At 42.1% G+C, this 4,527-nt stretch carries 3 protein-coding genes, 11 tRNA genes and 1 rRNA gene; 1 reads left to right on the top strand and 14 read right to left on the bottom strand.

Features of this window, described 5'->3' with window-relative positions:
* From V7161_RS02280 to V7161_RS02220, 13 genes are all read right to left on the bottom strand, one after another.
* Positions 1 to 108, bottom strand: a 16S ribosomal RNA gene (locus tag V7161_RS02280); the annotation flags it as partial.
* 113 nt (positions 109 to 221) lie between these two features.
* Positions 222 to 295: transfer RNA gene (locus V7161_RS02275), tRNA-Gly, on the bottom strand.
* A 15-nt stretch (positions 296 to 310) separates the two neighbouring features.
* Positions 311 to 387 (bottom strand) — tRNA-Pro (locus V7161_RS02270).
* A gap of 6 nt (positions 388 to 393) precedes the next feature.
* Positions 394 to 470 (bottom strand) — tRNA-Arg (locus tag V7161_RS02265).
* A gap of 61 nt (positions 471 to 531) precedes the next feature.
* Positions 532 to 617 (bottom strand) — tRNA-Leu (locus V7161_RS02260).
* A 61-nt stretch (positions 618 to 678) separates the two neighbouring features.
* Positions 679 to 763: transfer RNA gene (locus V7161_RS02255), tRNA-Leu, on the bottom strand.
* A 17-nt stretch (positions 764 to 780) separates the two neighbouring features.
* A tRNA-Lys gene (locus tag V7161_RS02250) sits at positions 781 to 853 on the bottom strand.
* 37 nt (positions 854 to 890) lie between these two features.
* A tRNA-Gln gene (locus V7161_RS02245) sits at positions 891 to 965 on the bottom strand.
* A gap of 19 nt (positions 966 to 984) precedes the next feature.
* A tRNA-Asp gene (locus V7161_RS02240) sits at positions 985 to 1,061 on the bottom strand.
* A 49-nt stretch (positions 1,062 to 1,110) separates the two neighbouring features.
* Positions 1,111 to 1,182, bottom strand: a tRNA-Glu gene (locus V7161_RS02235).
* Positions 1,183 to 1,191: 9 nt separating this feature from the next.
* A tRNA-Ser gene (locus tag V7161_RS02230) sits at positions 1,192 to 1,282 on the bottom strand.
* A gap of 4 nt (positions 1,283 to 1,286) precedes the next feature.
* Positions 1,287 to 1,361: transfer RNA gene (locus V7161_RS02225), tRNA-Asn, on the bottom strand.
* Between the two features lie 116 nt (positions 1,362 to 1,477).
* Positions 1,478 to 1,951: a SprT family protein gene (locus V7161_RS02220; RefSeq protein ID WP_335442078.1), complete on the bottom strand. Its 474-nt coding sequence runs from the start codon at positions 1,949 to 1,951 to the stop codon at positions 1,478 to 1,480.
* Between the two features lie 96 nt (positions 1,952 to 2,047).
* On the opposite strand from V7161_RS02220, the gene cmpA reads away from it, so the two are divergent.
* A complete protein-coding gene (gene cmpA / locus V7161_RS02215; RefSeq protein ID WP_223596335.1) occupies positions 2,048 to 2,161 on the top strand; it encodes a cortex morphogenetic protein CmpA in 114 nt (37 codons plus the stop codon).
* A 20-nt stretch (positions 2,162 to 2,181) separates the two neighbouring features.
* Here cmpA and V7161_RS02210 read toward each other — a convergent pair whose 3' ends face one another.
* Positions 2,182 to 4,341 (bottom strand): Tex family protein, encoded by a 2,160-nt coding sequence (locus tag V7161_RS02210; protein ID WP_420491553.1) that lies wholly within the window; start codon positions 4,339 to 4,341, stop codon positions 2,182 to 2,184.
* Between the last annotated feature and the right edge of the window lie 186 nt (positions 4,342 to 4,527).

Raw genomic sequence — 4,527 nt, 5'->3', positions numbered from 1 at the left:
CCGTCCGCCGCTAACCACCAGGAGCAAGCTCCTAGTGATTCGCTCGACTTGCATGTATTAGGCACGCCGCCAGCGTTCGTCCTGAGCCAGGATCAAACTCTCCAAGAAAGTTGATTAGCTCATAAAATAAAACGTTGGCTCGTTTCAAAAAGAAACGAATATTATTGTTTGTTGACGTTTTTGTTTGTTTAGTTTTCAAAGAACAATTATATAAGGTAATTTGGAGCGGGTGATGAGAATCGAACTCACAACATCAGCTTGGAAGGCTGAGGTTTTACCACTAAACTACACCCGCATATAAATTTTCGAATGGTCGGGAAGACAGGATTCGAACCTGCGACCCCTTGGTCCCAAACCAAGTGCTCTACCAAGCTGAGCTACTTCCCGTAATAATGGCGCGCCCGAAAGGAGTCGAACCCATAACCTTCTGATCCGTAGTCAGACGCTCTATCCAATTGAGCTACGGGCGCATCTTGTTAAAACCAACTTTTAAAGTTTATCACACATGATTCGGTTTGTCAAATCTTTTTTTGGTGCGGCCGAGAGGACTTGAACCTCCACGGGGTTGCCCCCACTAGGCCCTCAACCTAGCGCGTCTGCCATTCCGCCACGACCGCATTAAATCAGCGACAAAAATAATCATATCACATGATCAATTGCTTTTCAAGAGGAAATAAATGGTGCGGGTGAAGGGAGTCGAACCCCCACGCCTTGCGGCGCCAGATCCTAAGTCTGGTGCGTCTGCCAATTCCGCCACACCCGCATAATGTTGTCTAAAGGTGAGCCATGAAGGACTCGAACCTTCGACCCTCTGATTAAAAGTCAGATGCTCTACCGACTGAGCTAATGGCTCATTTCATGTTCATGAGCTAATGGCTCAATAAAAGAAATGGCTGGGCTAGCTGGATTCGAACCAACGCATGACGGAGTCAAAGTCCGTTGCCTTACCGCTTGGCTATAGCCCAAAAATAAGAAAAAATTAAATGGCGGTCTGGACGGGACTCGAACCCGCGACCTCCTGCGTGACAGGCAGGCATTCTAACCAACTGAACTACCAGACCAATTAATTAAGAAATAGAAAATGAGCTTCAGCTCATTCTCCATTTCTGATGACCCCTACGGGATTCGAACCCGTGTTACCGCCGTGAAAGGGCGGTGTCTTAACCGCTTGACCAAGGGGCCAAAAATTTATGGCGGAGAAGGAGGGATTTGAACCCTCGCGCCGGTTACCCGACCTACACCCTTAGCAGGGGCGCCTCTTCAGCCTCTTGAGTACTTCCCCAATATGGCTCCGCAGGTAGGACTCGAACCTACGACCGATCGGTTAACAGCCGATAGCTCTACCACTGAGCTACTGCGGAATATTTTAACTTTGCCGACACCGTTAGGCGATTGCCCTGTCGACTCTTTACATTATAATGACGAACTAACATAAAGTCAATATGATTTTTCAATAAGATTTTTTTCAAATCTTATGTTACTCAAATATCAACTCTTGGATCTTCGCCAATTTCCCTTTGCATTTTCCGCACACATATCTGTTTGTATTAATGGTTCTTTTTCTTTGATAGGATTGCCTGCATTTCGTGCATTGATAGACAAGTATTTTTTTCAGAGTACGCTTTACTTTCCGTTCTGGGAGTTGATTGCAAAACCGGGGTGCCCCAACCTTTTTTAGAAGAACTTTAAAGTCTTGATCGCGGTGCTGATATCCTTTTCCTTCAAGATGAAGATGGTAATGGCATAGTTCGTGTTTAATAATCCCGATTAATTCTTTTTCCCCCAGCTGGTCTAAATACTTTTTATTGATTTCAATATTATGTGTGTTTAAAAGATATCTGCCGCCGGTTGATTTTAACCTTTGATTAAAGGAAGCACGATGTTTAAATGTTTTTCCAAATGATTCAAATGATATTTTTTCTACCAATAACTGAAGACTTGAATCATCCATTTAAACTCCCCTCCCTTTCTTTTCGAACGTGACAACCTATTATAGCATATATTGTTTATACCTTTATTGAAGAATGCTTTTCGGGAGGTTTTAATTATGCCGACTTGGTTTCAAAACCAAATGAAAAGAGCTTTCTATGAAAAGAACCGCTACCAGATCAAGATGTTAAACCAGTGCTGGTTTTTTTACAGAAAAAAACACTGCTCTTAAAAGCAGTGTTTTCTCTTGAATTAAGATGGCTGCAGCATGGTTAGGGCAACCCGGCCTTTTTTCATATCAACGGAATCTACCCAAACTGTAACCACATCGCCAACAGATACAATATCTAATGGATGTTTTATAAATCGGTTGCTCAGTTTTGAAATATGAACAAGACCGTCTTGTTTAACGCCAATATCGACAAATGCCCCGAAATCAACAACATTCCGTACGGTGCCTTGCAACTCCATACCGGCTTTCAAGTCCTCTAGTTTTAATACATCTTTTTTCAAGAGTGGACGAGGCAAGTCATCGCGCGGGTCTCTCTCAGGTCTCACCAAAGCATCAACGATATCTTTTAACGTTAATTCACCAATCGCCAATTCTTCAGAAACAGACTTTAGGTCAAGACCGCTTAATGCAGCTTTTAACTCTTCGGAACCTAAAGAGTCCGTAGTAAAGCCCAGTTTTGCTAATAGTTTTTTTACTTCATCATAGTTTTCTGGATGAATTCCTGTCCGGTCTAACGGCTGTTTCCCATCTAATACCCGCAGGAAACCAATAGCCTGTTCATAGGTTTTCGCACCAAGGCGGGGCACTTTCTTTAACTGAACCCTGCTAGTGAATTTTCCTGTCTCTTCTCGCATTTTGACAATATTGTTTGCGGCTGTTTTGTTTAAACCCGCAACATATTGTAAAAGAGAGGATGAAGCGGTATTTACATTTACGCCTACCCGGTTAACCGCTGTTTCTACGACAAAATGCAGAGATTCTGAAAGTCTTTTTTGTGAAACATCATGCTGGTATTGGCCTACGCCGACTGATTTCGGGTCGATTTTTACCAATTCAGCTAATGGATCCTGCAAACGTCTTGCTATGGAAACCGCGCTTCTTTCTTCAACCTGGAAATTCGGAAATTCTTCCCTTGCCAGATCAGAGGCGGAATACACGCTGGCGCCAGCTTCATTGACAATCAAATAGAAGATTTCTTCATCCATTTCTTTTAAAATATCAGCGACGAACTGCTCTGTTTCCCTTGATGCGGTCCCGTTCCCGACTGCTGCCATTTCTACCTTATATTCACGTAGGATGTTAATAAATTTTTCTCGCGCTTCTTTTGCTTTAAAATCTGAAAGATGTGGATAAATCACATCAATTTTCAGCACTTTACCCGTTTCATCGACAACGGCTAATTTACAGCCTGTCCGGTAAGCCGGATCGACACCAATGACGACTTTTCCCTTCAATGGCGGCTGCAACAATAAATTACGCAGATTCTCAGAAAAAATATGAATCGCTTGTTCCTCTGCTTTTTCTGTTAACTCAGAACGGATTTCACGCTCAATTGATGGTTGAATTAAGCGTTTGTAGCTGTCTTCTACCGCTTCTAACACGATTGGCGCTGCAGATGAGTTTGTCTTATGGATCCATTTTTTAGATAGATAAGAAAGAATTAAGTCAGTATTCATTTTTACAGAGACTCGAAGAATGTCCTCTTTTTCGCCGCGATTTAAAGCTAAAATTCGGTGGGGAACGATTTTGTTTACAGGTTCTTCGTACTCATAGTACATTTCATAAACGTTTTTCTCGTCCTTTTCTGCTTCTTTTACCGTAGAAGCAACTGTACCGGATTTGGTTGTTTCTTTACGAATCCATTTACGGCCTTCCGCATCATCAGATACCATTTCAGCGATGATGTCTTTCGCACCTGCGATAGCCTCTTCAATCGTTCGGACTTCTTTTTCCTCGGATAAAAATTCTTTTGCTTTCTCTTCGATACTCTGGTTCGAAAAGGTTAGAAGCCATTCTGCCAATGGCTCGAGACCTTTTTCTTTCGCAATAGTGGCCTTGGTTCGTCTTTTTTGTTTGTATGGACGATACAAGTCTTCTACCTCTTGAAGTTTTTCAGCCTTTGTTATATTTTGCTGGAGTTCATCCGTTAATTTGCCCTGTTCAGAGATGATACGGATAACTTCTTCTTTTCTTTGTTCAAGGTTTTGTATGTATTGCCAGCGTTCTAGGATATTGCGGATTTGTACTTCATCAAGAGCGCCGGTCATTTCTTTTCGGTAGCGCGCAATAAATGGAACTGTATTTCCTTCATTTAATAGAGAGATAACATTTTTAACTTGCTTATAGGGAATAGCGAGTTCAGTGGCAATCTTCCCTAACAACTGATCTTCTTTTACCATCGTTTCAGTCACAAGAATAATCCTCCAATCTTTTTTCTTATTGTATCAAATTAGCAGGGTCGTTTCATTAAACGAGTGTTGCCCATTTTTTCATGACCGTCTTTTTCATGGTCGCGGGTAATTGAAAGTACTCTTATCGACCGTCTCATCTCTTTTCTCTTGCTTATGGGCTTTATGAACCGCTCT

Source organism: Neobacillus drentensis (assembly GCF_036965425.1).
In the GTDB taxonomy this organism is placed as follows: Bacteria; Bacillota; Bacilli; order Bacillales; family Cytobacillaceae; genus Neobacillus; species Neobacillus drentensis_F.
The sequence above is the reverse complement of the archived record's forward strand: the minus strand, read 5'-3'. Positions and strand labels throughout refer to the sequence as shown.

What these genes read in the sequence shown, in the direction of transcription:
- V7161_RS02220 (WP_335442078.1), bottom strand. Translation starts at nt 1,951, where the DNA reads ATGGATGATTCAAGTCTTCAGTTATTGGTAGAAAAAATATCATTTGAA.
- cmpA (WP_223596335.1), top strand. Translation starts at nt 2,048, where the DNA reads ATGCCGACTTGGTTTCAAAACCAAATGAAAAGAGCTTTCTATGAAAAG.
- V7161_RS02210 (WP_420491553.1), bottom strand. Translation starts at nt 4,341, where the DNA reads ATGGTAAAAGAAGATCAGTTGTTAGGGAAGATTGCCACTGAACTCGCT.